Below are 25,915 nucleotides of genomic sequence, written 5' to 3'. Positions count from 1 at the left end.
CACAGGATGAATCAGGAAGAGCAATTTGATATTTTCGACGACCAAATGAACAAAATCGGGACCGCAGCCCGACGGGAAGTACATGCCCATGGATTATGGCATCAAACCTTCCAGTGCTGGATAGTAAGCGAGTTGTTTGGCGATAAGTGGCTGCTGTTTCAGATGCGGCATCCGGACAAGGATACGTTCCCAAGCCTACTGGATATTTCATGCGCAGGCCATTTGCTCGCAGGCGAGAAGGTGGAGGACGGCGTCAGGGAGCTCGAGGAGGAGCTTGGTCTGGCGGTTACCTTCGACAGTCTCATTCCATGCGGTCTGTATCGCGAAGAGCAGTTTATAGCCGCGGATAAAACGGACAGAGAGCTGTGCCATGTATTCGTCCTTCGGGAGGATAAGCCGCTTCACGAATACCGACTTCAGGAAGACGAAGTTACCGGCTTGTACCGTATTGCATTGAACGATGTCAATCGGCTCGCACGGGGAGAAGGGCAGCTCGTCATTCAAGCGGCTGGCGTAGAACCGGATAAGAATGGGGTATTACAGCCTGTAGAGCGAACGTTCACATATTCCGATTTCGTTCCACATGGGGCAGCATATTATGAGCTCGTGCTGCGAGGCGTTGAGAAGCTGGAAGGCTAATGGAAATAAAAAAGAAAAAGCTTTGAGCGAAAGAAGACAGTGTCTTTCGTTCGAAGCTTTTTTTTGGCTGTCAGCCGCATGGATCGGCTTAAACTGTACGGTTGACATGATCACGGACCATGTCCTCGGTGACGTAAGGTCTTGTCGGAGAAATGCCGTGCTTGGCATGCTCGTTGATGCTGGCGGTAATCCGGTTGATCACCTCAACGGTGAAGGGCTGTCCGGATTTGCATTGGGCAATCGCTTGATCTATGGCTGCTTCACGTTGTTCGTCCAGCAGCTGGAATTGCTCCAGATGAGAATGCATTTTACGGGTATGTGCGGTTATGGCTTCATGTACGCTCATGGGTCGGGCTCCTTTATCCTCGTTCATTCGTTCAGACTATAGTCGATGGTAGATATCATACTACGTATAGTGCGGTCAAGCAAGAGTTACGAGTTCAAGCCTCTGCTAGCGTGTTCAGACGAAGTCATGCTTCCGGACCGGGGACAGGCGATAAGCAACGGAGTCCGCGGATTTATAGAAAACCGGGCTTGAGCCCAACCCATCTGCATAGGCTAAACATAGGATAGGTATAAGCACACTGTCTTTCTATTTATCTGAAAATTCAATTTATTTATCGATCTCAAAAGCCAAGTGTTCCTGAAATACGGTTACCGGAGTCCGGCTCCGGCAATCCGGAAGCGAGGTGCAGCCTTGTCCATGAGAAGAAGTCAAGAAATTATTCGCAAGACAGACAAATATGGAGCGCACAACTATCATCCTCTGCCGATAGTAATCTCGCAGGCGGAAGGAGTTTGGGTTTGGGATGTGTCGGGCAAACGGTATATGGATATGCTTAGCGGCTATTCCGCCTTGAATCAAGGACACCGCCATCCCAAAATCGTGCGCGCTTTAAAACAACAAGCCGATAAGGTGACTTTAACGTCCCGGGCCTTTTATAACGATCGAATGGGGGATTTGCTGGAGCTTCTATCGTGCTTGACCGGAAAAGATTGCTTTCTGCCTATGAACACCGGTGCGGAAGCGGTGGAAACTTCTATCAAGCTCGCACGACGGTGGGCGTATGAGGTGAAGGGGATTCCGGACCATCAGGCAGAGATTATCGTATGCGAGGGAAACTTTCACGGGAGAACCGTAACGGCTACGTCTATGTCCAGCTCGTCGGAGTATCGTCATCATTTCGGTCCGTTTACTCCCGGGTTCACGGTAATCCCATTCGGCGATATCGAGGCGTTGAAGCGGGCGATCCAACCGAATACGGCGGCTTTCCTGCTCGAACCGATTCAAGGGGAAGCGGGAATCCGAATCCCGCATGACGGGTATTTGAAGGAGGCGTCGGACCTGTGCAGGCAGCATCAGGTGCTCCTTGTCGCCGATGAAATCCAAACCGGGCTCGGCCGTACCGGTCAATGGTTTGCCTGCGATTGGGAGTCCGTTGTCCCCGATGTGTATATTCTAGGCAAAGCATTGGGCGGAGGTATACTCCCCGTATCCGGCATCGCGGCCAATAAGGAGCTGATGCAGCTGTTCGATCCCGGTTCCCACGGCTCCACGTTTGGCGGCAACCCTCTTGCCTGTGCCGTGGCCATTGCGTCGCTTAAGGTGCTCGAGGAGGAAAAGATGATCGAACGTTCGCGCGAGATGGGGGCTTACGTTCTGAATAAGCTGCAAGCCGAGCTGCAGAGTCCACTGGTAGTGGACATACGAGGCAAAGGGCTCTTCATCGGCATCGAGCTTGCGGAGGACGCCAGACCGTATTGCGAGCGGTTGATGAATCTCGGCTTGCTTACGAAAGAGACACACTCGACCACCCTACGGCTGGCGCCTCCGCTTATTCTCACCCAAGACCAAGCGGATTGGGCGATAGGTAAAATCAAGGCAGTTCTGCAGTAAGCAAATGAAAAGGAGTGAGCCGTATGAAACCTTACTCTCCTGAACCGTTAACGGATTTTTCCAACCCTGTGGAGGCCGCAAGGCTGGATGAAGCGCTGCGAAGCGTCGAGGCGCAGCTTGGCCGTCATTATCCGCTTCGAATCGGCTCCGCCATATTGCATAGGGAAGCAACGATTACTTCATATAATCCGTCGAATAAAGAGGAGATCATCGGCAAAGTGTCCAAAGCCGACCGCAGCTTGGCTGACAAGGCGATCCGCAGCGCTGCCGGAGCCTATAAGACTTGGTCTCGGGTGCCGGCGGAACAGCGTTCGGAGTATTTGCTCAAGGCCGCTGCATCGCTGAGAAAGCGCAAGCACGAATTCAATGCGTGGTTAATGCTCGAAGCCGGCAAAAGCCGGGTGGAGGCGGATGCGGACACGGCGGAAGCCATCGATTTTCTGGAATATTATGCTCGCCAAATGATAGAGCTTGCGGGAAGAGGACGCAAGGAGCTTGTATCCATTCCGCAGGAGCACAATGAGCTGCATTATATCCCGTTGGGGGTAGGAGTTATTATCCCGCCATGGAATTTCCCGCTTGCGATCATGGCAGGAATGACTATGGCTGCAGTCGTCGCCGGCAATACGGTCGTGCTGAAGCCGTCCAGCCAAACGCCGGTGATTGCAGCCAAATTTGTTGAGCTTGCAGCCGATAGCGGCTTGCCGCCCGGGGTAATCAATCTTGTTCCGGGGAGCGGGAGCGAAATCGGGGACTATTTGGTCGATCATCCACAGACGAGATTCGTTTCGTTCACCGGCTCCCGTGAGGTAGGAATTCGTATCTACGAGCGTTCCGCCAAAGTAGCGCCCGGGCAAATATGGCTGAAGCGATTCGTCGGTGAAATGGGCGGCAAGGACTGTATCCTGGTCGATCAGGATGCGGATCTGGAGGAGGCGGCGAGAGGAATCGTTGCATCCGCCTTCGGCTATTCGGGGCAAAAATGCTCCGCCTGCTCAAGAGCCATCATCCATCAGGATGTGTATGATCAAGTCCTGAGCCGGTGCGTAGAGCTTACTAACGAGCTGAAGGTGGGGGACGTCCGGGATGCGAGCTGCTATACCGGTCCGGTCATCGATCAAGCATCGTTTGATAAAATCATGGAATACATCGAGATCGGCCGCCAGGAAGGTCGTATTGTCGCTGGGGGCCGCGCTCTGACCTTGCCGGGCTATTTTATTGAGCCGACGATTATAGCGGACGCCGCTCCGGATTCACGGATCATGCAGGAGGAAATATTCGGGCCTGTCGTGGCCTTTACCGCTTGCTCCGATCTCGAACAAGGGCTTGCCATCGCCAATATGACGGATTACGGCTTGACCGGCTCGTTTTATTCGAATAATAGAGAGCATATAGCCAGGGTTAAGTCTGAATTTCATGCTGGCAATTTGTACATTAACCGCAAATGTACCGGGGCGATCGTCGGGGTGCATCCGTTCGGAGGCTTCAACATGTCGGGTACCGACTCCAAGGCGGGGGGGCCGGATTATTTATTCTTATTTACGCAACCCAAGCTGATTTCGGAGCTTCTCTGATACGTTGTCTAAGGAGGCCGGTATCATGAGGATGAACGCGCTGTTTCGGCGTGCCGTGCTCCGTTTGTCGGAGCGGAAGCTGATCGAATCTTTATTTCGGAAGCATGGAATGCGAATAGGGGTAAGCCGATTCGTTGCTGCGGAAACATTGGTGGATGTGCTGGGAAAAATCAAGGAGATGAACGGCCAAGGACTGGCCGTCACTTTAGATTATCTCGGAGAAAGCGTGCTGGATCCGGCTTTGGCCGAGGAAGCCGCCTTACAAATTATCGCCATGCTTCGCACGATACATGACAACGGGCTGCAAGCGAATGTCTCCGTCAAGCTTACCCAATTGGGATGCCGGATCGATCCTGCCGTAAGTATGAAGCATATGGAGCGTATTGTTGGAGCAGCTAAGTATTACCGGAATTTCGTCCGTATCGATATGGAGGATTCCACGTTAACCGATGAAACGCTGCGGATGACTCATGCACTGGTAAGCCGGTTTGGGAAGCAGCACGTCGGTACGGTGATCCAGGCTTATTTGTATAGGTCTCCTTCTGATCTGGCCGATATGGGGAAGCTTGACGCCAATGTAAGGATCGTGAAAGGAGCCTACAAGGAGGGGGCCACTATCGCCTATCCTCATAAAAAAGAGGTGGACCGCCAATATGTCGCCCTTGTGAAAAGCCACATGACCGACGGCCATTATACGGCTATCGCTACGCATGATCCGCGGATAATTGAAGAGCTGAAGGCTTTTGCCGACAGACGGAGCTTCTCCAAGGACAGCTTCGAGTTTCAGATGCTGTACGGCATTTCTTCCAAGCTGCAGCTGGAACTGGTCAAGCAAGGCTATCGCGTCCGTGTGTACACCCCTTTCGGCCGCCAGTGGTACCCGTACTTTACTAGACGCATAGCGGAAAGACCGGCCAATTTACTATTCGTATTAAAAGGCATGCTGCGCAGGTGATTGATCACGGATCCTCCTCATCTAGACCGGCAAAAGCAAAGGAGAGTGGATACTGTGATAAAATCAATCCATAGGCCAATCGACGTGATTGGCGTTCCGTTGGATCTTGGGGCAGGCTGCAAAGGATGCCGGATGGGGCCGGATGCCGTCCGCTGCGCTGAGCTGACAGCCCGATTACGGCAGGCAGGGTATGAAGTCAAAGATCTGGGAAATGCGCCGGCGGACGGAGTCGATATGGATACGAGCGCCATAGACAGCGAGAAAGCAAAGCATCTGCTCGATATCGTCCGAATCAATCGGCGCTTAAACCGGATGGTTGCTGCTTCCGCAGCCAACGGACGCTTTCCGCTTGCGATTGGGGGAGACCACAGCTTGGCTGTGGGAACGATCGCCGGGTCCGCGCGGCATCGGCGCATCGGAGTCATTTGGTTCGATGCCCACGGGGATTTGAATACTATTCAAACGACTCCCTCGGGCAATGTCCACGGAATGTCGCTTGCAGCAGCACTCGGGTACGGGCATCCTTCCCTTACGCGCCTGGGAGGCCGCCAGCCCAAAATACGTCCGGAGCATGTCGCACTCATCGGGACCCGATCGTTGGATGCTGGAGAAGAGGATTTGATCCGGCGGTTGGGCATCCGGTACTTTTCCTCCCGAGACGTGAATCGGCTCGGCATTGAAGAAGTCGTTCGGTGTGCATTGGAGCTTGCTTCCAATGGAACGGAAGGCGTCCATCTCAGTCTGGATATGGACGGTCTGGACCCTTCCGATGCTCCGGGCGTGGGAACGCCGGTGTCGGGCGGTATCCGGCTTCAGGACGCCAAGCAAGCGATGGCGGTGCTGGGTGAATCGGGGACGGTTGTCAGCGCGGATATCGTAGAAGTAAATCCGGCGCTGGATCTTCGCAGCCGAACGGCGACAGCCGCTGTCGAGCTGATTTGCGCTTTGTTCGGACAGAAGTAAGGGCTTAAGCCGTAGAGGAAGATGAGTTACAAGAAATTGATATCATTCCAAACCGCGACGTAAATCGCGGCTTTTTTATGGAGTCAAGCTATTCTTCTGCTTGACAAACGGATCATATTGGCATATATTAATGTCAGTAACCACTGACAGACATTTGCTTCAACATTTGCTGCAAGAGAGGTAATTGTAAATGGACATCAGCAAGTTGGGGAGTAGTGACAGGCTGTTAATAGCTGCGATCAATCTGATCTCGGAGCATGGATACAATGGCGTCACCACACAGGAGATTGCCGCAGAAGCGGGATTAAGTGAAAAGACGTTGTTCCGCCACTTCGGCAGCAAGCAAAAGCTTTTGGAAGCCGCATTGGACAGATTTCACTATGCTGCAGAAATGAAGAAGCTTTTCGAGGAAAAGATCGTGTGGGAGCTTGAGGAGGATCTGCTGACTGTATGCAGGACATATCACGAGATCATGAACCGAAACCGGAAGCTGATTCAGATCGGCGATAAGGATGAGTCCCACTTGCCCGGATTCAAGGAACGGACTCAACAACACCCGCTGCAGCTACTGGAGTTTCTGACCGATTACTTCATTGCCATGGGTGAGAAGGGGAAGATCATTCGTACAAATCCGAGGCTGCAGGCATATACTTTCATGATGTCGCAATTCGGAGCGTTCATCAACGATTTAAACGCAGGTAAGAACTATCCGGGTATCACGCTGGAACCGTTCATGCAAGAGAGTGTCAAGATCTTCGCTAGGGCTTTAACCCCCTAGCTATTTTTAAACTCATAATGACAGTAAGTACTGACAGTCGGTGGGTTTGAGCAAAATTTAAGGAGGATGCTAGATATGACAATTGAAAAAAATAGGTATGAAGCTGCAGTGATCGGCGGTGGTCTTGCAGGGCTGACGGCAGCTGTTATTTTGGCGAGGGCTGGAAAATCCGTTGTCGTCTTGGAGAAAGAAAACCAGCTCGGCGGACTCGCCCAAACGACGAAAATGAACGGTGCGCTATTCAACCTAGGTCCTCATGCTATGTATGAGGGGGGAGCGGCGCTGCGTATTTTGAGCGAGCTCGGCTGTCTTCCGAAGGGTGGATACGCATCTAAGAGCGGTATGAGCGGGATTATAAACGGAAGCGTATTGGAAGTTCCCGCCGGTTTATCCCTTGAGGAAAATGCGGAATGGAGCAGCCTAATGAGCGGATTAGGCCAAATCGATACAGAGTCCGTACAATCGATCAGCCTTCAGGATTGGGCTGTAAACCATATTCGTCACGAGCGGGTACGACTGCTCTTTCACGTAATGTGCCGGCAATGGTCCTATTGCGATGACATGAGCGTATTAAGTGCAGGCTTTGCAATCAAGCAAGGCCAGCTTGCCGGTCGCGGTGTTCACTATGTGGAGGGGGGCTGGCAGATCGTTATCAATGATCTGCGCGATGCTGCTAAGAAAGCCGGCGCGACTATAGTTACCGGCTATATGGCCGAGCAAATAATGCTAAAGAACGGTAGCGTAAATGCCCTGAAACTATCGGATGGGACAGTAATCAAGGTATCCTCCATTATCGCAGCAGTAGGACCGCACGAAGTATATCGTCTGGTTCCAGATGCGGAAGCAATGTCGATAAGCAGATGGCGAGCAGAATCACGTCCATTATATGCTGCATGCTTGGACGTAGCGTTGAGGAATATGCCGTATCCTGAGCGAGTGTTCGCACTCGGGCTAGATAAGCCTCTCTATTACTCCAAGCATTCAGGTGCCGTTAAACTGAGCGACAACGGTGCTCACGTGCTGCATGTGATGAAGTACAACGATAATGAATATGCAAGTAATCCGAAATCAGACGAGAAGGAGCTGATTGATTTCCTGGAGCTTCTGGAGCCAGGCTGGGATAAGGAAGTGGTTTCCATACGCTTCTCCCCTAATGTCCTCGTCGCTCACGATTCACGTACGATACACCATCATGGAGCGGGTCCGGCACCCAACCCTGCAGTTCTGGAGGTTCCAGGTTTGTTTGTCGCCGGTGACTGGGTCGGATCGGAAGGACGGCTTGCTGATGCGGCGATGGCAAGCAGCAAGTTGGCTGCAGAGGAAGTTCTGCGCCATGCTTAAATCAGCTCAGGCCGTATGAGAGGGAGCAGCAACGGTATCTTCCAAAATAACCGGCATTCTCTTGTTACTTTTGGCATGTGTCATATTTGCTGGATACAGTGTGCTCACCCGTTCCGTCTCAAAACATTTTAGCCCAGCGGAAATCAGTTATTTCATGAATGGGATCGGGTTAGCCGCTAATATGGTAGGATCACTCTACATCCGCACGTCGAACGGGACGCAGAATTGAAGCATCGAAAATGAGCATGTTTATCAATTTGTTGATCGTTGCCTCGATTGCTGCATGCGCAGGGGTTCTCTGGTAACATCTTTTTGGTTCGGCGTTAATGAAAAATAAAGTAACACCCCTATAACAAAGAGGTACGTCCCCCATAATTCATTTGAACATATTGGTATAATTAAAGTCGTGTAAGCGGTTACTACACAAAAGTGGAGGAAAGTCAGCCAACCGGAAGCATTGTGTTCGAGCACAATACTGCCGGCTTCGTTCATCATGGGATTCTTGCAAAAAACTTTATGAATGTAAAGGAGGATGTAGTAATGATTAAACGAAACAAGGCACGAATGAAAAAGGTATGCGCAATGTCCGTTCTCTTAACGGCTTCATTATCGTTGTTCTGGTCGAGTGGCGGCAATGTCCATGCTGAGGCAGCTGCAAGCAATATGGTTGCCTTTCCTGGTGCAGAAGGTGGGGGTAAATTCGCAACAGGCGGACGCGGGGGCGATGTAGTTTACGTTACTAACCTTAACGATAGCGGTCCAGGCTCATTTAGAGATGCAGTTGGCACATCTAATAGAATCGTTGTTTTTAAGGTAGGAGGAACCATTGAATTAAAAAGCGATGTAGTAGTCAAATCAAACGTGACGGTAGCAGGACAGACAGCACCCGGCGGAGCAGGAATCACTTTGAAAAACTATAAAATCGGTCTTGGCGGTGATAATATTATTCTTCGCTTTATCAGCTCAAGGCCTGGTGAAAGAGGAGTTGCGAGCGATTATGATGCATTTGGAGGTTCAAACGGTAGTAACTCTATTGTAGACCATGTTTCAATTGGTTGGGCAAACGACGAACAATGGGGTCTTTATTCCAAAAATGATAACTACACGGTACAGTATTCCATCATCGGTCCATCCAATTCATTTTCATACCATTCTAAAGGGATTCACGGGTTTGGGGTTATGCTAGGCCGGGCTAATGCTTCGTGGCATCATAATCTAATCGTTCACAATGTATCCCGAAACTTTAGAGGAAAAGTGGTAGGAACCAATCCGATCGATTTTACCAATAACGTTATCTACAATTGGGGATATCAAACGGCATATGGTACTCTTGGACATGTAAACTACGTAAATAATACGTTAAAAATGGGGGCTTCAACCAAAGGCGGCTTTAATTATTTAAGTGTTGGCGATAGCGGAACAAGTCCTGAAAACTATTCTATTTATCTAAAGGGAAATCGTTTTCTTAATAGGGACAATACCGATTACAGCACGTTTACCTCCGATAACTGGACAGGGATGAAATACGGCTCCGGAAAGACGGAAGAAAATACCCGTTCTGATGTGCCATTTGAAATGACTGTAAACGGTGTCAATGTTTCTACAGCTGTCTATGCGGAGAGCTCGGAGGGTTCCTACAACCATGTGCTGCATTATGCTGGTGCAGCGGTTAGTGCGAACCAAAGGACGGATATTGACAAGCAGGTAGTTCATGAAACGAGGACGGGACAAGGTTCGCTTACAGGTGCAAGACCTTATTCGGATGCTTCGGATGAACAAAAAGCAGAACTTGATAAATATAGTATTGAGACTGGCGTTCAGTATAAGTATCCTGAAGCCGTGTTGACCGGCGCACCAACGGATACGGATGGAGACGGTATGCCTGATGATTGGGAGAGGGCTAGAGGGCTTAATCCAAACAGTGCCTATGCATCCGACGGTACCCTGGAATCAAGGGGAGATTACTTGGGTGAGGGCTATACAAATATAGAATATTATATCAATGATCTAACCGTTCATGCATTCCCATCCAACACCGTGAAGCTTTCTCCCAAAAAAGGAAAGTAACAAGCAGGATAAAGGCGCAATCTTGGCGAAAAAGCTGAGATTACGCCTTTTTATTTATAGAGAAAAGTTGACAATGGGATGTTGATGCCGCATCGCCGACAATCATGCCCGCAGAGTCTTCATGTCAAGCCGCGGCATCGCAGTTTAATGGAACGAATTTGGACTCAAACGCTCTTTAACCAAATAAATAAATGAGGAATTGCCAATTTGTCTTGCTCGTTGAAGGATTTGCAAAAGAGTTTTATAATCCTCATTGACTGTATTTTCTGTTGGAGTACTCGATGTTAGCTGGAATTGCTCTTTAAGCTGGCTGATTTCATCACCTTTATCTCGCAGTGGTTCCTTTAAACGAGTAATTTGCGTTATCATGTTGTAAGGAGGGAGGATATTGCCAAGGAAGCGAAAAAAGAAATCGATCTTGCAGGGGATACGAGAGACTATTCATTCTTTAACGAAACCCAAACGTACTAGGAAAAAGGTAAAACGGAGAAAAGCTCCTACAATAAAACAGGTTACTGGAAGTACACAGGATCCCCAAGAGAACTTAGAACAGAAGCTAACTAAAAAAATGTCTGATGAACTACAAAGAATGAAGCAACAAATGCAAGAAGAGCTGCTGGAAAAACTCTCGCAACAGAACATAAAAGAAAATCGTGCTGCTGATAATGTCGGCAAGGGAATTAAGAAGGAGCCTGCTGGTAAAAAAAACCACTCCGCCATCTCCGATAAAAGAGAATACAAACCGCAGTCGGATTGCTCTTTTCTCAAAACATTGATTTTAACAGACAGTAGGGACGCTGAAGTCGTTGTAGGGTATGAGGTCCTGGATAATACCAGTCAGGAAGTTTGGGGAATCGGCATTCATGAAGGTGCAAGGCTAGGAAGATCAAAACGAATTCTGAACACAAAAGTAAGAAGCCGTACAGTTGATTCTGAACGACAATATTATCTAGCCAATGAGCAAGATGATACTTTGTATTTCTCGGAGAACTATAAAAAAACAGCATTGTTGAATGGGAAAATAAACGTTGATACGTATACAAGCGGGCTTATTGATGCTATTAATCAGGCACATAAGGCAGGCTATAGGAGCAACAGTAAACTGCCGAAACTGTGAGGGATGTAACAACATACAGACCCATCATTCTTGCTAGGGGGTAGGTCATGGAAAAGTACGATCAGCATTTTTCTGAGGAATCATTTTGGGAGAAGTTAAAGAAACATGCAGCAAAAGCAGGGAAAAAGGTTGTCTATACCGCTTTATTAGCCTACTATGCACTAGAAAATCCAGCAACACCACTTAAAGCGAAGATTACCATTTACTCTGCACTAGGTTATCTCATTTTACCGGTTGATTTGGTTCCTGATTTTATTCCTGTTGCCGGATTTGGTGATGATTTAGCGGCATTGTTGCTTGCAATCGGACAAGTCGCCTCTTACATTAACAAGGATGTACGTGCAAAGGCTCTGAAAAAAATGGAGGACTGGTTCGGTACAATTAGCGCCGATGATAATGATATTGCAGATGTTGAGAATGAGGTACTTGAAGTGAAAAAAGGTATTAACGAAGCAGCGGCAAGTAAAGAGTAGAATATATATCGCTATTGATGAGGGATGTGCTTAAGAACTATGGCCTCCCTCATTCTCATTATCCATGACTGAAGAGAATCTGCGAAAAAATAAAGAGGGACAGCTAAAAAGATGCTTCTAACATTAAAAGACCTCTGACCATTTATGGTTTGGAACGCCGCTTACTTACGCGGTGTTTTTTTTATTTTAGGAGTTCAATGACGGAAGGGGACACCCGGGGGAAATTTCGTGTTCAATTGGCATTAAAAAAAGATTGAACTTTTCCATTTTCATGATATTATAAATATTCTCTGGAAAAATAACCCTGGGAAGAGGTGAAGCGAATATTAATAGCCTCCTGCAAAATCTCAAAGAGACGGCCTCCTTCTTGGCGGCAGCCGATCCGAAGCCGGTCAAAGTCAAGCCCATAGCCGACGTAGTTAATCTGCTGTTAATGCCTGCTCAATTGATTTTGATGAAAGGCCTCATTGACCGGATTCAGCTGTGGAGCGGAGGGGCTGTAGTCCAAGACTTGGTGATGACCGCCTGCTTCCTGGCAGCCGTCATGATAGTGCAAGCGGTAATTGGCCGCGCGTCTCTGTTATCGTATAACCGGTTGATGGAAATCGGAGCATACGAGGTGGAGCACGCCATTCTAGTCAAAAGCTCAAAATTAAGCTTAGCGAGGCTGGAATCTCCGTCGCTGAAAGAGCTTCGTACCCGCGCTTTGAACGTGGCTCCCGATCAGCTTTTTTTAAACGGAATCGGCTTTCTGCTACAAGCTCCTCAAATGATCCTCCTGCTTACTATTCTTTGCTGGTATGGACAATGGCTGGTTGTCATGATGTTCATCATCCTTCTTCCTATTCAATTCATTCTACGGAATAACACTTCACAAGCGGTTGAAAAACTGAATCGGCAGCAAACTCCCCAAAGGACTGCAGCAGAGTATATATCCCGAATTTTGACCTCGCGACGGTCTGCCAAAGAAATCCGGCTGTTCGGTCTGGCGGAGGAGCTGCAATCCAGATGGATGCGCTTGCATCAAGCAACGGGCTTGCAATGGATTGCACATAAGAAGAAGGAACAGCTGATGCTGGCGCCTTCCGAGCTTGTGGTCAGCCTCGTGAGCGGCTTGCTGGCGGCAATCGTTCTCGTCATATCTGCGGCAAAAGGACAGTCCGCCGGTGAGATTGCTGTTTTGCTGCAAATTGCAATCATGCTGGGAGGCATGTGGCCGGGCCTATTGGACCAATATGCGGTGTTTAAGCAGCAGACGATACGCTGGGGAGAGCTGCGGCAATTTGTCCAGCTGGACGAAGATCCTGTTTATACCGGAAAGCATGCTTGGGAGCGAGTCCCTCTTTCTAAGGAAGGCTCAACGTTACATATGGATAAGCTGCCGAAATCAGTGCTTGTCAGACAGTTATCGTTCACCTATGAAGGCAGCCGGCAGAAGAGCATTCATAACGTTCATTTTCATATTGAAGCGGGAGAAAAAGTTGCCATCGTAGGTGAGAATGGCGCAGGCAAATCGACCTTGGTCAAGCTGCTGACAGGGTTGTACACACCTGATTCAGGAACGGTGGACTGGTATTCGAGAGCGGGAACGAAGCTGTCCGCAGCGGAGGCTGCCGAACGTTTCACTGCGGTGATGCAGGATTTCACGAAAATGAGCTTGACGGTAAGGGAGCAGGTGGCTCTAGGAAGCATCCGGCGGCTTAATGACGACGAGAAGCTATTAGGGGCACTGGCGCAGGCAAACGCCTCCCAGTGGGAGCTGGACGAGAACATAGGACCGGAGTTCGGAGGCATAGAACTGTCTGGAGGGCAATGGCAGCGGTTGGCTGCTGCGAGAGCTTACATCAGGGAAGGCAGCGTTCTGTTCTTCGATGAGCCGACCTCCGCCTTGGATCCTCAAGCCGAGAGAGCGGCGATGGAAGATTTCTTCCGCATTGCGGGTGAGCGGACGGCGTTTCTTGTCACTCATCGATTGGGCGCAGCCTGGTTGGCTGATCGTATCCTCGTATTGCGGCAAGGGGAGCTTATCGAGCAAGGAACACACGATCAATTGATGGCAAAATGCGGTGAATACGAACGATTGTACCGGATGCAAGCATCGTGGTATGTATAAGCTCAACGAGGAAGAAAGGGAGGCATCATTTGTGGGGTCCAAGCCCGAACATGCATTGCATGGAATAATTGCATTATTGTACCGGATTGGTAGACAGATGCCGGTCATCACGCTTCTATGGCTTGCCATCCCGATATGCTCTGGCCTGCTAGTGCTTCCGCTTCTGACATCCCAGAAGCATATGATTGACTCCGTTGTGGTTAAAGTAACCGGCGGAAATGGCCTGCCGGATATAAGATCGCTTTGGCTGCCTCTATCGTTGTTCCTCGGAACGATGCTGCTTCAGGCAGCAGCAGCCTCTCTGCGGAAGGTGACCGACGAGGTGCTCCAGCATCGGGCTGCAGGCTTAATTCAACATGAAATTCATATGGCAGCAGCCTCCGTTTCACTAGCAAATTTCGAACAAGCCGCATTCCATGATCGTCTTCACCGGGCACAATCGGCTGCCGGGCAGGATCTGATCGGAATGCTCCGCAACGGGGTCGATGCCATACAGCGGCTGTCTTCGTTCGCCGGTATGGTCATTCTGGTAGCTCAAGCGCACTGGATCCTATCCGTAATCCTGTTTGCGATCAACGGCACGGCATTTTATTACCGGATGAAAATTGAGCTGGCCGTAAGGCGACAGGATAAGCAGCTGACGACGGACGGCCGGAGATCGGATTATTGGTTCCAACAGCTTACCGATGCAGGAACATCGAAGGAGTTGAAGCTGTTCGGATCGGCACCTTACTTGATAGAGCAGTGGAGCCGCAGAACGCTGGAGCAGAGGCGTCGAAGGTTTGCCATGAGACGTGAAGAAAACAAGCTGGGGACATGGATCACACTTCTGCATATCGCCGGAGCTTTCGGCTGTCTTGCTGCTATGATGCAGTTTATGCAGCAAGGACAGATGACGGCGGGGCTCATCGTCATTGTGTTTCAGGCGGTATTCCAGTCCCAGGGGGTCATGCTTAGCTTGTCTTGGCCCGTAAGCAAGCTAATTATGCAGAGCGGGAAGGCGAAGGATCTGGTTGAATTTCTGAACGATCAAGCGCCGATAATGAGACCGGAGCGCTCTGCGAACTATGAAGCTATACCAGGTGATCTCAAGGAGATTAGGTTCGATAACGTTACTTTCGGCTATCCGAATCGTGAACATGTCGTACTAGACGAGGTGACGGTTTCTATACGTGCTGGTGAAGCTATCGCACTCGTCGGCGATAATGGTTCCGGCAAAACGACGTTCCTCAAGCTTTTGCTCGGATTTTACGAGCCTAGTCATGGAAGCGTCAGCTGGAACGGTGTCCATCTGTCCTCAATGGACGGACAGCTCGGTGAAATATGGCAGCGGACGAGCAGCGTGTTTCAGGATCATGAGCGATACCCGTTCACCTTGCGCGACAATGTAGCGCTGGGTGATCTTACTCGAAGGCTCGATGACGAGGAAATCCTGCGGCTGCTTAAGGCTTGCGGTTTGGAGGATCTGATCCATAAGTCGGACCGCGGGCTGGACACCCCGCTCGGGCAGGTTGTGGAAGGCGGGCGGGAGCTCTCCGGCGGTCAGTGGCAGCGTCTCGCCATCGCACGAGCGATGTATAGACAGAGCGAGCTGGTTGTGCTCGACGAGCCGACGGCGGCGATTGACCCGGCCAGCGAGATCGAGATCTTTGAGCAGTTCCACCGGCTGCGTCAAGGCAAAACGGCGATATTCGTATCGCATCGACTGGGTTGGGCGCGATTTGCCGACCGGATTCTGGTGCTTGATCAGGGACGGTTAATCGAGGACGGCAATCACAAGCAATTGCTTGCCAAGGGAGGCAAATATGCGTCATTGTTTCATGATCAAGCCCAGTGGTATCAAGAGAGCCGCAGTATATAGGAACAATCGCTTCATGACGAGCGTCAGAATTGTATTCAATCCATTAGGAGGCGGATTCGTATGTTTTTTGTCAATGCGAGGGCTTTTATCGAAAGAGATGGGAAAGGGGGAGGCACGGAAATCGTCATCCAAAAGCGAGTTAAACCGGGGGAGCCGGTACGCTGGGAGCTTCCGGGCGGCCGGATTGAGCCGTTCGAATCGCTGACGGCCGCATTACGCCGGGAAGTTATGGAAGAAACCGGCCTGACGGTCGTTACTATTGAAGGGGAGGAGACTCGCGTTGATACCGTCGGGATAAATCCAGAGTTCGAAGTGGAATGTATTCGGCCCTTTGCCGCTTATCAAACCATTCATGGATCGATTGATTCGGTCGGATATTATTTCCGCTGCGAAGCGGAGGGGGAACTGGTGGAGCATGGAGACGGGGCGGCCAACGCTCGGTGGATCGGGACCTCGGAGCTGCAATCCATGTTCCAAGAGGATCCGCTGCAATTTTCAGGTGTGGACCGGGCCGGCATCTTGTATTATTTGAAATGGCTCGAGCAAGAGAAACCTGCTGACGGCAGATCTTGACCCTGTATATAAATTGGATCGTGGCCGCCATTGCCGGAGCTAATTTCGGTCAGAGGATTCAGGAGTCGCGCTGCAGCGCGGCTTTTTCTTTTTGTTCGGAACGTGCTTGTTAAATATTATTTGATCAAATGGAGAACATAGTTATTATTGGCGCGAACTGGAGGGGAACATCGATGAACAATTTTCGCAATCCGTTTCGCAATAGGCGCTACAAAGCACATGTTAGCATTTTAGGGACAACACAGCTTCATAAAAGAAATCCGTTTACCATAGCTGCATGGTCTTTAGCATTTCCTGGATTCGGGCATTTGCTTCTGAATAAGTATCTCCGAGGCTATGCGTTAGTTTTATGGGAAGTGTTCATTAACCAGAAGATCCATTTGAATCTAGCCATGGTGTATTCCTTTAACGGTCGTATTCAAGCGGCAATAGATGTGCTGGATCCTAAATATGTCTCTTTATATATACCTGTTTATTGTTTTGCGATATGGGACAGCTACCGAACGGCAGTGGACATGAATAAAGTATATCTATTGGCCGATAGGGAGAATGGTCCGATAAATCAATTCAGTGTCGGTGCTCTAGAGATCAATTATCTCGATAAACGTAAACCGTGGGTTGCTATGGTATGGTCTATGGCTGTCCCAAGCATGGGGCAATTGTATCTTCATCGAATCATTTTAGCAAGCTTCATGCTGGTGAGCACGATAGTCATCGTTTCTTATTCCAATTTGATTCTTGCCATCCATTACCTCATATTAGGGCAAATTGAGAAGTCTACGAAGGTCTTGAACATTCAGTGGCTATTGTATTTTCCGTCTTTTTATTTATTTGCCATCTATGAAGCCTACACGAGTACAGTGGAGAACAATAAATTATTTAACGATAATCTGAAAAACTTTCTGTTACAGAAATTCCAGAAGCCCGGCAAAATCATTAGATTGGAAAGCAAGGTGAAATAGTGCAGATCCTGGCTACATTCGAATACACAACTTTTCTAGAAATAGCTATTACGGAGCTTGAGCAGAAGGGGATAACCGAAATCTATGCCGTACCTCTGGACTTACGCAAAAAAGAACCTAGGCTGATGGACAGCATTCACCGCGCCGACGGTTTGTCCTTTATGGATAAAGGAATGATCCTGGCTTTTGTATTCTCTACGATTGGGGCCAGCAAAGGATTTGTATGGGAATGGGGACCTGTAATTTGGGGGCTTATCGGAGGAGCTTTCGGTTTTGTCATCGGTGTTATTCTTAGCTGGATCATCTATTTAATCAAACGTGAAAAAAATCAAGCCCAGATCCGGAAAGGGAACAGAGGAGAGGTTATCCTGATCGTGCAATGCGAGGACAGCAAAGTGTCTGTTGTCGAAGATATTTTATGGGATCATAAAGCGCTAGGACTGGCTATTACCAAGTGAAATGGTGTTCTATGGAAAAGGAAAAAGCTTGCAGATTTGAGATGCCTAAATAACTAAAGCAAAGGGTACTTTACTATGCCAAATCAAATCCCATCGTTCGAGGAGATCAAGGAAGTAGACCGTAAGCTAACTGAAATGAGACATCAGTATTACCAAAACCATGATTTGTTCTCATTTCAATGGTGGTTTCTTTTATTCACGGTTATTATTCCATGGGTAATATGGTGGAAGCTTGTAGATAAATCGAGGATTAAGGATATTTTGTTATATGGCTTTGTATTGATATTCGTTATCATCGTGTTAGATAATATTGGAAGTGAATTACAATTATGGTCATATCCTTATCATCTCATACATCTTATCCCGCAGATAAATCCAGTCGATTATTCGGTCCTGCCGGTGTTTCATATGCTGGTCTATCAATATTTTCGAACCTGGAAATCATTTGTAATCGCCAACATTGTAATGGCTTTCCTGTTTTCATTTATTTTCGAACCGATATTTGTCTGGCTTCGAATTTATGAACTGGACAATTGGAAATATATTTATTCTTTCCCGATTTACATAGCAAAAGCCTTAGTCGTAAGGTGGCTGATTGAATTTATACTGAAAAAAGCAAAGGGGCAGCGTTGAAAAAACGCATGCTTGAGTCCACGTGCCGTAAATTACGCAGCGAGCGGCAACTGGAGGTCATCACACCTTGATCCTTAATAACGTTGCCGTAATAATAGCGGATGAGCTAGAATGATAAGTACAACAGAGTATCGGCTTCGAAAGTGGTGAATCGCATTGGAAGCATTGGAATACCGCATCACTGACGAATGGGACGAAGCGCTCTGGAATGAGGCGGAGCCCATTTATGAGCAAGCCTTTCCCTCCGGCGCCAAAAGCCGCGGCATTATTCGCCATATGTTTGAGATCAAGATGTGTCAGCTGCATACGATCGCTCAAGACTCGTTAACGCTAGGGATGGCCCTTACCGGTATCGATGAGAAGGCCGGCGCCGTGCTAATCGATTATATAGCGGTTAGCGGGGAAGCTCGCGGCAGAGGCTATGGCGGGCTGCTGCTGGACCGGATCAAGCAGTGGTCACGTACGGTTCAGGGCTGTAAAGGGATTATCGTCGAAGTCGAATCCGACCCTAACGAGGAAAACCGCAAAAGGAAGCATTTTTGGGAGAACAACGGCTTTATCCTCACGGACTACGTGCATCAGTACATCTGGGTACCCGAGCCGTATCAGGCGATGTACTTCAACTTCGATGAGTTATATCCGCTGCCTGCGGATGGTAGGACACTGTTTCGCAGCATTACCCGGTTTCATGAAAAAGCGTACCGTCGCAGATAACCTCCTAATACGAATTTTTCGCTTGACTCTCACATTAATGTCAGGGTTTAGAATGGAATTATCTCGAGGAAGAAGGAGGAGAGGCCGGTTGAAAATCGGGGAATTGGCGGAACGGACGGGGGTTAGCATCCGATCGATTCGTTACTATGAACAGCAGGGGCTGCTTACACCGGTGCGGCAAGAGAACGGGTACCGGGAATACTCGCCGTTTGCGGAGGAACATGTCCGTACGATCCGTCTGTATTTGAATCTCGGGCTGTCGACGGAAGAAATTGCAGGAATCCTGCATTGTGTTCTCAAGAATAAAGAAGCCTTCTGCGAGGAAGTGCTGCCCATTTACCGTCACAAGCTGAAACAGATCGACGAACAAATCCAGTTGCTTAACGGGATCCGTCAAAACTTGATCGACCGCATCGACTCCATCCTGCTCGAAAGATCCCAAACGTGTCAGTGTCAGGAGGAAGCGAAATGAGCATACAAGCGGTTAATGATGAGACTTTTGCGTCACAGATCCGAAAGGAAGGCGCCACGCTGGTGGAATTCGGGGCGGTATGGTGCCCGCCCTGCAGAGTGCTGCTGCCTGTTTTGAACGAGTTGTCCGAGCAGCAGGGGGATAAAGTTCGCGTTCTCAAAGTGGATTGCGACGAATCGCCTGTTACGGCCGGTCAATTCGGTGTCATGTCAATGCCGACGGTGATCGTATTTCACAACGGAGAGCCCGTTGAGAAGCTGGTCGGTTTGCGTCCCAAAAGCGCGTATGAGAACGTGCTGGCTAGATATCAATGACGGCATAGAAAAAGCGGAATCCTGGCGGGTTTCGCTTTTTTTACGTTAAAAGGGGCAGATCGAATCCCAGTGCTGTCCGGTACCCTCCAAAACGGTGCACGGAAAGTCGGATTAGGCTATTCATTACCTGTTATTCTAAATATCGAAGGAGGGATCCAATGGATTTGCTGCAAAGGTTGAATAGTGCTTTAAGCTATATCGAAGACAACCTTACGAACGAGATCGACTTTAAGGAAGTGGCAAGGATAGCATATTGCTCGGAATATCATTTTAAACGAATGTTTTCTTTTCTGGCAGGTGTTACTTTGGCCGAGTACATTCGCCGAAGACGCCTTACGCTGTCTGCATTCGAGCTGATGAATGGGGATACGAAGATCATCGATGTAGCCGTCAAATACGGGTACAGCTCTCCGGACGCATTTACGAGAGCCTTTCATAGCTTGCATGGCATAACGCCGTCCGAAGCAAGACAAAAGGGCCGATTGCTGAAGTCGTATCCGCGCATGACTTTTCAATTATCCGTTAAAGGAGGAGACGAAATGAATTATCGTATTGAAGAAAAAGAAGCGTTTCATATCGCAGGAATTAAGAAAAGGGTGCCGATCCAATTCAATGGGGTCAATCAGGAGATTGCGGCCATGTGGAAAAGCTTGGATGGCGAGACGATCGATACTCTAAAGAAGCTGTCCAATGTACAGCCATCGGGATTGATTAGCGCATCCGTTAATTTCTCTGAAGGCAGAATGGAGGAGCAGGGGGAGTTCGATCACTATATTGGTGCTGCGACGACCAAGGAAAGTCCAGCTCATCTGGCACAGCTTGAAGTGGCAGCATCAACTTGGGCTGTATTTGAAGCGGTTGGCCCTTTCCCGGCAACCTTGCAAAATGTATGGGGCCGTATCTATTCCGAATGGTTCCCGTCGTCGGAATATCAAATAGCGGAAGGCCCGGAAATATTGTGGAACGAGCACAAGGATACCTCTTCTCCGACCTTCCGGAGCGAAATTTGGATCCCGGTCGCTTTAAGACCCAAATCAGAGCTTTAATTAAGCAAACCGAAAACCGCGAGCCTTACAGCTGCGCGGTTTTTTGCATTGTCTCCGCTATATCATATGCTCCATAAATTTGTTTGCCGCACTGGAAAGCGGCATGTTCCGCATAATCATTAAGCCTACCTTGGAAGGCGGCAGCTGTACGTCCAGCCGGATTTCGAAGAGGGAGCCTTCCTCCAGCTCCTTGGAGACAAATTCTCTCGTGACGTAGGATATACCAAGCCCTTTTCGCGCAAACTCGATCAGAAGATCCACGCTCCCGACCTCGATCTCCGGCTTCAGCTCATAGCCATAATCATGGAACAGCTCGGTAACGGCCATTCGAGCCCGGCTGTTCCGGGAGAACAGAATAATAGGATATTCGAGCAGCATGTCTAATGACAGCACCGTATCTTTGAGATTGGCATAATGGGAGCCTGCGACAAAGCAATCCTGCAGCTGGATGCCTTCCCGGACTTCAAGCTGGGGATCTACAATGGGCAAACGAACGACACCGAGATCAATTCTTCCTTCCTTCAAGAAGGTAATAACCTCCGGCGTAGTACCGTGAATGAGAGAGAGCCCGATGCCTGGGTACTGCTTATGAAACTCCTCCAGGAAGGGCAGCAAATAATGCTTGAACAGCGAATCGCTTCCGCCGATCTTCAGCTCGCCGCTTTCAAGATTTTTCAATTCCGCCATTTTCTTCTCGGCAAGCGAGATGAGAATATGAGACTGCTCAATGTAGGAATACAGCATGGCTCCCTCGTGCGTCAAATCAACCCCTTTGGAGGTCCGATAGAACAAGGTGATGCCGAAATTGTCCTCCAGCTGCTTGATGGCGTGGCTGACGCTCGGTTGGGTCAAATAGAGAGCCTTGGCTGCCTGAGTCAAGCTGCCCGTTTTTGCAGCCCAATAAAACACTTTATACAGCTCGTAATTGTTGTTCATAGACGCGGTCTATAGCTCCTGTGAAATATATTAATTACTTGTATGGCATATATTTGTATTATAGTGGAACCAAGCAAAAGAAACCAGAGCTTACTGATCGAGGACACAGAAGGAATCGCGAAAGGTTACTGCCGGCAGCGATAGTTGATGGGATGCAGATGGGAAGCCGGTGCTGGAAGGGGAGAAAACCATGGAGCCTACTACATTTGTCTTATTCGGAGCGACAGGGGATTTAGCCAAAAGGAAAATTTACCCTGCCTTATATAATTTGTTTGTCGACAAGAAGCTGCCGTCATCGTTCACGGTATTCGGACTTGGAAGAAGAGAGCTGACGGATGAAACGTTCCAGGCTAATGTCGAGAAGTCGATTCTTACGTTCAGCCGGCGCAAAGCGAATGATCCGGTACAATTGAAGCAATTTATAAACGCATTCCGTTATAACGTTCTGGATATCGGCCGCAAAGAAGATTATCAGAAGCTTCTGAACAGGATTGAGCAGCGGGAGCAAGAGCTTGCCGTAACCCCGAACCGGTTATTTTATTTATCGGTCGGACCCGAATTTTTCGAAACTATCGCGTCCAACATTAAGGAAAGCGGGCTTGGCTCTGCAGCGGGCTGGAAGCGTCTTATAATCGAGAAGCCCTTCGGCCGCGATTTGCAATCTGCACGATGGTTGAATCAGCAGCTAAGCCAAGCCTTCGCCGAGCATGAAATTTTCCGGATCGACCATTATCTCGGCAAGCCTATGGTGCAGAAGCTGGGTATCCTTCAGCAAAACAATCCGGTGCTAAATGCATTATGGACAAGCCGCTACATCGCTAACGTGCAGATTACGGCAAGCGAAACGGTCGGCGTGGAAGAAAGAGCAGCCTATTACGACCATTCGGGCGCCGTTAGGGACATGTTTCAAAACCATATGCTGCAGCTGCTTATGATGCTGGCGACTCACCTTCCGAAGAACAGCAGCTCCGAGGAAGTGCGCTCCAGGAAGAAGCAGGTGATGGAGTCTCTTGTGCCGTTACAACCATACGAGGTAGCAGCCAGCGTGATCCGCGGGCAGTACCAAGCCGGACAAATCAATGGTGAGCCTGTCATCGGATACACTTCCGAACCGAATATTGCTCCAGATTCGATGAACGATACCTTTATCGCAGCTAAGCTGCAGATCGACGGCGCTTTTTGGCGCGATGTCCCATTCTATATCCGGACAGGCAAACGGATGAAGGAGAAATCGACACGGATCGTGATCGAGTTCAAAGAGCCGGTACAGCAGCGCAATAATGAAACCAAGACACCGAATCTGCTGGTGTTTGAAATAAGCCCGAATGAAGGCATTACTCTGCAGCTTAACTCTAACGAGCCTGGGCAGAGCGGGGATGTCGAGCCGATTCACCTTGCATTTCATATGAACGGCAGCGAGATGCCCGAAGCTTACGAGAGCTTGATTCATTCCGCGTTATACGGTGACGCAACGTACTTTGCACATTGGGATGAAGTTGAGTTATCATGGAAATGGGTCGACCCCATCCTGAAAGCATTCGAAGAGAATCTGGCTCCGCTTCATTACTATCCGGCGGGCTCCTACGGACCTGCCGAATCCGACGAGCTATTGGCGAGGGACGGCTTTCATTGGTGGTTCGATTCCAAGCCTGAGCAAGCTGCTGAAGAGAAAGAATTTGCACTTCACGTGAACAAATAATCAGCCGGTCCACTGATATTTGAATAGATTTGTAGCCACACCCAACCCTTGGACTAACTATTAAATAAAAAAACGGAGGAATGAAACCATGAAATTTTTTATCGACACTGCCAATCTAGCGGATATTAAGAAGGCTTATAAAGTAGGCGTTCTTTCCGGTGTAACGACTAACCCATCCCTTGTAGCCAAAGAAGGCGTCAAGTTCGAAGACCGCATTGCCGAAATTTTGCAGGCTGTTCCGGAAGTCGAATCCGTATCCGCCGAGGTAACTCCAGATGCTCTGACTGCGGAAGACATGATCGCACAAGCCGAAGAATTGATCAAAATCAACGGCGGAGACAAAAATATTACGATCAAGCTCCCGATGACATTGGCCGGTCTTGAAGCTTGCCGTTACTTGACTAAAAAAGGCGTAAAAACCAACGTTACTTTGATCTTCACAGTGAACCAAGCTTTGCTGGCGGCACGTGCAGGCGCGACTTATGTATCTCCGTTCTTGGGCCGTTTGGATGATATTTCGGAAGATGGAGTGCTTCTTGTAAGCAAAATCGCCGAGCTGTTCCGCGTTCACAATCTGCAATCGCAAATTATCGCTGCATCGGTTCGCCATCCGGACCATGTAACTCGCGTAGCTATGGCTGGCGCTCATATTGCGACCGTTCCTTTCCAAGTTATCGAGCAATTGGCGAAGCATCCTTTGACGGATCAAGGTATGGAGAAATTCGCTGCCGACTGGAAAAAGGCAGTGCAATAAATCGGTACCACAGTAAAAAAATCCAGGTCAAAGGAGGCGTAACGAGTGGCGATTTCATTCGATTATTCCAACGCACTATCCTTCGTGCAGCAGCATGAAGTGGATTATTTCGCGGAGTTTGTCAAGACGGCTCATACTATGCTTCATGAGAAAAAAGGTCCCGGGTCCGATTACCTCGGGTGGGTGGATCTCCCGCTGCATTATGACCGCGAAGAGTTCGCGAGAATCAAGCAAGCGGCTGAGCGCATCCGCAGTCATTCCGAAGCCTTGATTGTCATCGGAATCGGCGGCTCCTATTTGGGAGCGAGATCTGCAATCGAAGCGCTGTCCCATACGTTTCATAACCAGATGAGTGGGACAACCCAAGTATATTTCGCCGGGCAAAATATCAGCTCTACATACATCGCTCATTTATTGGAGCTGCTGGAGGGCAAGGATATTTCCTTGAATGTCATTTCGAAATCCGGAACGACGACGGAGCCGGCTATTGCCTTCCGTATCTTGCGGGATTACATGGAGAAGAAATACGGGAAAAGCGGCGCGAGAGAGCGGATCTTTGCAACGACCGACCGGGCAAAGGGTGCATTGAAAAAGCTGGCCGATGAAGAAGGCTACGAAACCTTCGTGATTCCCGATGACGTAGGCGGGCGCTATTCCGTGCTGACAGCCGTAGGACTGCTGCCGATTGCTGCTGCAGGGCTCGACATCGATCAGATGATGGCCGGCGCCGCCGCGGCTGCGCAAAAATATAACAACGCTGATCTGGCATCCAACGAGAGCTACCAGTATGCGGCCGTTCGTAACGCTTTGTACCGCAAAGGGAAGACGATTGAGCTGCTGGCTAATTTTGAGCCTTCGCTGCACTATGTTTCCGAATGGTGGAAGCAATTGTTCGGCGAGAGCGAGGGGAAAGATCAGAAGGGTCTGTATCCTGCCTCGGTCGATTTTACGACGGATCTGCATTCCATGGGGCAGTATGTTCAGGAAGGGCGGCGCGATCTCATTGAGACGGTGCTCTCCGTGAAGAAGCCTCGCGTAGAATGGACGATTCAAGAGGACAAGGACAATCTGGACGGATTGAACTTCTTGGCCGGCTTGACCATGGATGAAGTGAACCACAAAGCGGCTGAAGGCACGCGACTTGCCCACGTAGACGGAGGCGTGCCGAATCTGATCGTTGAACTGGACGAGCTGAACGAATATTCGTACGGTGAAATGGTGTACTTCTTTGAAAAGGCGTGCGGAATCAGCGGACTGCTCCTCGGAGTGAATCCGTTCGATCAGCCGGGCGTAGAAGCGTACAAGAGCAATATGTTCGCGCTGCTCGGTAAGCCTGGATTTGAAGAGCAGAAAGCCGAGCTCTTGAAGCGCTTGAATCGATAATATGAATGAAAACAAAAAAACTCCTTTTGATGAAGGAGTTTTTTTTGTTTTCATACATTCATTTGTTCAGCTTTGGTAGGAAGAAGCGGACTTTCGTTGAAGCAAGTATCACCGGCGGCCAAACGATTCTTGAATTATGTCCAAAGCTATCCAAAGCTATCCGAAGCTGTAGATTTTCCCGCTGTGCATTCGG

25 protein-coding genes are annotated in these 25,915 nt (G+C 49.2%); 23 read left to right on the top strand and 2 right to left on the bottom strand.

Features of this window, described 5'->3' with window-relative positions; translation table 11 throughout:
• The first annotated feature begins 6 nt into the window (after positions 1 to 6).
• Positions 7 to 639, top strand: a complete 633-nt coding sequence (locus DVH26_RS23900) for an NUDIX hydrolase (protein WP_239626212.1) — start codon at positions 7 to 9, stop codon at positions 637 to 639.
• Between the two features lie 88 nt (positions 640 to 727).
• Here DVH26_RS23900 and DVH26_RS23895 read toward each other — a convergent pair whose 3' ends face one another.
• Positions 728 to 985, bottom strand: coding sequence for a YpbS family protein (locus DVH26_RS23895; RefSeq protein WP_239626210.1), 258 nt, complete (start codon positions 983 to 985; stop codon positions 728 to 730).
• 357 nt (positions 986 to 1,342) lie between these two features.
• Here DVH26_RS23895 and DVH26_RS23890 point away from each other — a divergent pair, with 357 nt between their 5' ends.
• From DVH26_RS23890 to DVH26_RS23800, 19 genes are all read left to right on the top strand, one after another.
• Positions 1,343 to 2,536 (top strand): ornithine--oxo-acid transaminase, encoded by a 1,194-nt coding sequence (locus DVH26_RS23890; RefSeq protein ID WP_239626207.1) that lies wholly within the window; start codon positions 1,343 to 1,345, stop codon positions 2,534 to 2,536.
• A 23-nt stretch (positions 2,537 to 2,559) separates the two neighbouring features.
• The gene (gene pruA, locus DVH26_RS23885) at positions 2,560 to 4,110 is read left to right on the top strand and encodes an L-glutamate gamma-semialdehyde dehydrogenase (protein WP_239626204.1); all 1,551 of its coding nucleotides are present in this window, start codon (positions 2,560 to 2,562) and stop codon (positions 4,108 to 4,110) included.
• A 25-nt stretch (positions 4,111 to 4,135) separates the two neighbouring features.
• The gene (locus tag DVH26_RS23880) at positions 4,136 to 5,065 is read left to right on the top strand and encodes a proline dehydrogenase family protein (RefSeq protein WP_239626203.1); all 930 of its coding nucleotides are present in this window, start codon (positions 4,136 to 4,138) and stop codon (positions 5,063 to 5,065) included.
• A gap of 54 nt (positions 5,066 to 5,119) precedes the next feature.
• Complete coding sequence (gene rocF / locus DVH26_RS23875; protein WP_239626200.1) at positions 5,120 to 6,028, top strand: arginase; 909 nt, start codon at positions 5,120 to 5,122, stop codon at positions 6,026 to 6,028.
• A 190-nt stretch (positions 6,029 to 6,218) separates the two neighbouring features.
• Positions 6,219 to 6,806, top strand: a complete 588-nt coding sequence (locus tag DVH26_RS23870; protein ID WP_239626198.1) for a TetR/AcrR family transcriptional regulator — start codon at positions 6,219 to 6,221, stop codon at positions 6,804 to 6,806.
• A 75-nt stretch (positions 6,807 to 6,881) separates the two neighbouring features.
• The gene (locus DVH26_RS23865) at positions 6,882 to 8,147 is read left to right on the top strand and encodes a phytoene desaturase family protein (RefSeq protein WP_239626195.1); all 1,266 of its coding nucleotides are present in this window, start codon (positions 6,882 to 6,884) and stop codon (positions 8,145 to 8,147) included.
• 540 nt (positions 8,148 to 8,687) lie between these two features.
• Positions 8,688 to 10,214, top strand: a complete 1,527-nt coding sequence (locus DVH26_RS23860; protein WP_239626193.1) for a dockerin — start codon at positions 8,688 to 8,690, stop codon at positions 10,212 to 10,214.
• 388 nt (positions 10,215 to 10,602) lie between these two features.
• Positions 10,603 to 11,331 carry a hypothetical protein gene (locus DVH26_RS23855; protein ID WP_239626191.1) on the top strand — a complete coding sequence of 243 codons (729 nt, stop codon included), beginning with the start codon at positions 10,603 to 10,605 and terminating at the stop codon, positions 11,329 to 11,331.
• A gap of 47 nt (positions 11,332 to 11,378) precedes the next feature.
• Positions 11,379 to 11,804 carry a YkvA family protein gene (locus DVH26_RS23850; protein ID WP_239626189.1) on the top strand — a complete coding sequence of 142 codons (426 nt, stop codon included), beginning with the start codon at positions 11,379 to 11,381 and terminating at the stop codon, positions 11,802 to 11,804.
• A gap of 367 nt (positions 11,805 to 12,171) precedes the next feature.
• A complete protein-coding gene (locus DVH26_RS23845) occupies positions 12,172 to 13,917 on the top strand; it encodes an ABC transporter ATP-binding protein (RefSeq protein ID WP_239626187.1) in 1,746 nt (581 codons plus the stop codon).
• Positions 13,918 to 13,948: 31 nt separating this feature from the next.
• Positions 13,949 to 15,778 carry an ABC transporter ATP-binding protein gene (locus tag DVH26_RS23840; RefSeq protein WP_239626185.1) on the top strand — a complete coding sequence of 610 codons (1,830 nt, stop codon included), beginning with the start codon at positions 13,949 to 13,951 and terminating at the stop codon, positions 15,776 to 15,778.
• 60 nt (positions 15,779 to 15,838) lie between these two features.
• Entirely contained in the window at positions 15,839 to 16,351 is a 513-nt protein-coding gene (locus tag DVH26_RS23835) for an NUDIX hydrolase (RefSeq protein WP_239626183.1), read from the top strand.
• A gap of 173 nt (positions 16,352 to 16,524) precedes the next feature.
• Complete coding sequence (locus DVH26_RS23830; protein ID WP_239626181.1) at positions 16,525 to 17,313, top strand: hypothetical protein; 789 nt, start codon at positions 16,525 to 16,527, stop codon at positions 17,311 to 17,313.
• Positions 17,313 to 17,771: a hypothetical protein gene (locus DVH26_RS23825; protein WP_239626179.1), complete on the top strand. Its 459-nt coding sequence runs from the start codon at positions 17,313 to 17,315 to the stop codon at positions 17,769 to 17,771. The genes DVH26_RS23830 and DVH26_RS23825 overlap by 1 nt, the downstream gene beginning before the upstream one ends.
• 75 nt (positions 17,772 to 17,846) lie before the next feature.
• Positions 17,847 to 18,404: a CBO0543 family protein gene (locus DVH26_RS23820; protein ID WP_239626176.1), complete on the top strand. Its 558-nt coding sequence runs from the start codon at positions 17,847 to 17,849 to the stop codon at positions 18,402 to 18,404.
• Positions 18,405 to 18,560: 156 nt separating this feature from the next.
• Positions 18,561 to 19,118, top strand: a complete 558-nt coding sequence (locus tag DVH26_RS23815) for a GNAT family N-acetyltransferase (protein WP_239626173.1) — start codon at positions 18,561 to 18,563, stop codon at positions 19,116 to 19,118.
• An 88-nt stretch (positions 19,119 to 19,206) separates the two neighbouring features.
• Positions 19,207 to 19,590 carry a MerR family transcriptional regulator gene (locus DVH26_RS23810; protein WP_239626171.1) on the top strand — a complete coding sequence of 128 codons (384 nt, stop codon included), beginning with the start codon at positions 19,207 to 19,209 and terminating at the stop codon, positions 19,588 to 19,590.
• Complete coding sequence (locus DVH26_RS23805; protein WP_239626169.1) at positions 19,587 to 19,904, top strand: thioredoxin family protein; 318 nt, start codon at positions 19,587 to 19,589, stop codon at positions 19,902 to 19,904. The genes DVH26_RS23810 and DVH26_RS23805 overlap by 4 nt, the downstream gene beginning before the upstream one ends.
• Positions 19,905 to 20,062: 158 nt before the next feature.
• Complete coding sequence (locus DVH26_RS23800) at positions 20,063 to 20,950, top strand: AraC family transcriptional regulator (RefSeq protein ID WP_239626166.1); 888 nt, start codon at positions 20,063 to 20,065, stop codon at positions 20,948 to 20,950.
• A 57-nt stretch (positions 20,951 to 21,007) separates the two neighbouring features.
• Here the strand turns inward: DVH26_RS23800 and DVH26_RS23795 are convergent, their stop codons facing one another.
• Positions 21,008 to 21,886, bottom strand: coding sequence for a LysR family transcriptional regulator (locus DVH26_RS23795; protein ID WP_239626164.1), 879 nt, complete (start codon positions 21,884 to 21,886; stop codon positions 21,008 to 21,010).
• A gap of 190 nt (positions 21,887 to 22,076) precedes the next feature.
• Here DVH26_RS23795 and zwf point away from each other — a divergent pair, with 190 nt between their 5' ends.
• The 3 genes from zwf to DVH26_RS23780 all read left to right on the top strand — a co-directional run bounded on the left by zwf (position 22,077) and on the right by DVH26_RS23780 (position 25,722).
• Entirely contained in the window at positions 22,077 to 23,585 is a 1,509-nt protein-coding gene (gene zwf, locus DVH26_RS23790) for a glucose-6-phosphate dehydrogenase (RefSeq protein WP_239626162.1), read from the top strand.
• Positions 23,586 to 23,673: 88 nt separating this feature from the next.
• Complete coding sequence (gene fsa, locus DVH26_RS23785; protein WP_239626160.1) at positions 23,674 to 24,339, top strand: fructose-6-phosphate aldolase; 666 nt, start codon at positions 23,674 to 23,676, stop codon at positions 24,337 to 24,339.
• A gap of 45 nt (positions 24,340 to 24,384) precedes the next feature.
• Positions 24,385 to 25,722 carry a glucose-6-phosphate isomerase gene (locus tag DVH26_RS23780; protein ID WP_239626158.1) on the top strand — a complete coding sequence of 446 codons (1,338 nt, stop codon included), beginning with the start codon at positions 24,385 to 24,387 and terminating at the stop codon, positions 25,720 to 25,722.
• The last annotated feature ends 193 nt before the right edge of the window (positions 25,723 to 25,915 follow it).

Origin of the sequence: Paenibacillus sp. H1-7 (assembly GCF_022354825.1) — a bacterium.
Classification (GTDB): domain Bacteria; phylum Bacillota; class Bacilli; order Paenibacillales; family NBRC-103111; genus Paenibacillus_S.
This window is presented reverse-complemented; position numbering and strand designations above follow the sequence as displayed.

Coding starts and splice junctions, on each gene's coding strand:
- DVH26_RS23900 (WP_239626212.1), top strand. CDS start 7: ATGAATCAGGAAGAGCAATTTGATATTTTCGACGACCAAATGAACAAA.
- DVH26_RS23895 (WP_239626210.1), bottom strand. CDS start 985: ATGAGCGTACATGAAGCCATAACCGCACATACCCGTAAAATGCATTCT.
- DVH26_RS23890 (WP_239626207.1), top strand. CDS start 1,343: ATGAGAAGAAGTCAAGAAATTATTCGCAAGACAGACAAATATGGAGCG.
- pruA (WP_239626204.1), top strand. CDS start 2,560: ATGAAACCTTACTCTCCTGAACCGTTAACGGATTTTTCCAACCCTGTG.
- DVH26_RS23880 (WP_239626203.1), top strand. CDS start 4,136: ATGAGGATGAACGCGCTGTTTCGGCGTGCCGTGCTCCGTTTGTCGGAG.
- DVH26_RS23870 (WP_239626198.1), top strand. CDS start 6,219: ATGGACATCAGCAAGTTGGGGAGTAGTGACAGGCTGTTAATAGCTGCG.
- DVH26_RS23865 (WP_239626195.1), top strand. CDS start 6,882: ATGACAATTGAAAAAAATAGGTATGAAGCTGCAGTGATCGGCGGTGGT.
- DVH26_RS23860 (WP_239626193.1), top strand. CDS start 8,688: ATGATTAAACGAAACAAGGCACGAATGAAAAAGGTATGCGCAATGTCC.
- DVH26_RS23850 (WP_239626189.1), top strand. CDS start 11,379: ATGGAAAAGTACGATCAGCATTTTTCTGAGGAATCATTTTGGGAGAAG.
- DVH26_RS23835 (WP_239626183.1), top strand. CDS start 15,839: ATGTTTTTTGTCAATGCGAGGGCTTTTATCGAAAGAGATGGGAAAGGG.
- DVH26_RS23830 (WP_239626181.1), top strand. CDS start 16,525: ATGAACAATTTTCGCAATCCGTTTCGCAATAGGCGCTACAAAGCACAT.
- DVH26_RS23820 (WP_239626176.1), top strand. CDS start 17,847: ATGCCAAATCAAATCCCATCGTTCGAGGAGATCAAGGAAGTAGACCGT.
- DVH26_RS23805 (WP_239626169.1), top strand. CDS start 19,587: ATGAGCATACAAGCGGTTAATGATGAGACTTTTGCGTCACAGATCCGA.
- DVH26_RS23800 (WP_239626166.1), top strand. CDS start 20,063: ATGGATTTGCTGCAAAGGTTGAATAGTGCTTTAAGCTATATCGAAGAC.
- DVH26_RS23795 (WP_239626164.1), bottom strand. CDS start 21,886: ATGAACAACAATTACGAGCTGTATAAAGTGTTTTATTGGGCTGCAAAA.
- zwf (WP_239626162.1), top strand. CDS start 22,077: ATGGAGCCTACTACATTTGTCTTATTCGGAGCGACAGGGGATTTAGCC.
- fsa (WP_239626160.1), top strand. CDS start 23,674: ATGAAATTTTTTATCGACACTGCCAATCTAGCGGATATTAAGAAGGCT.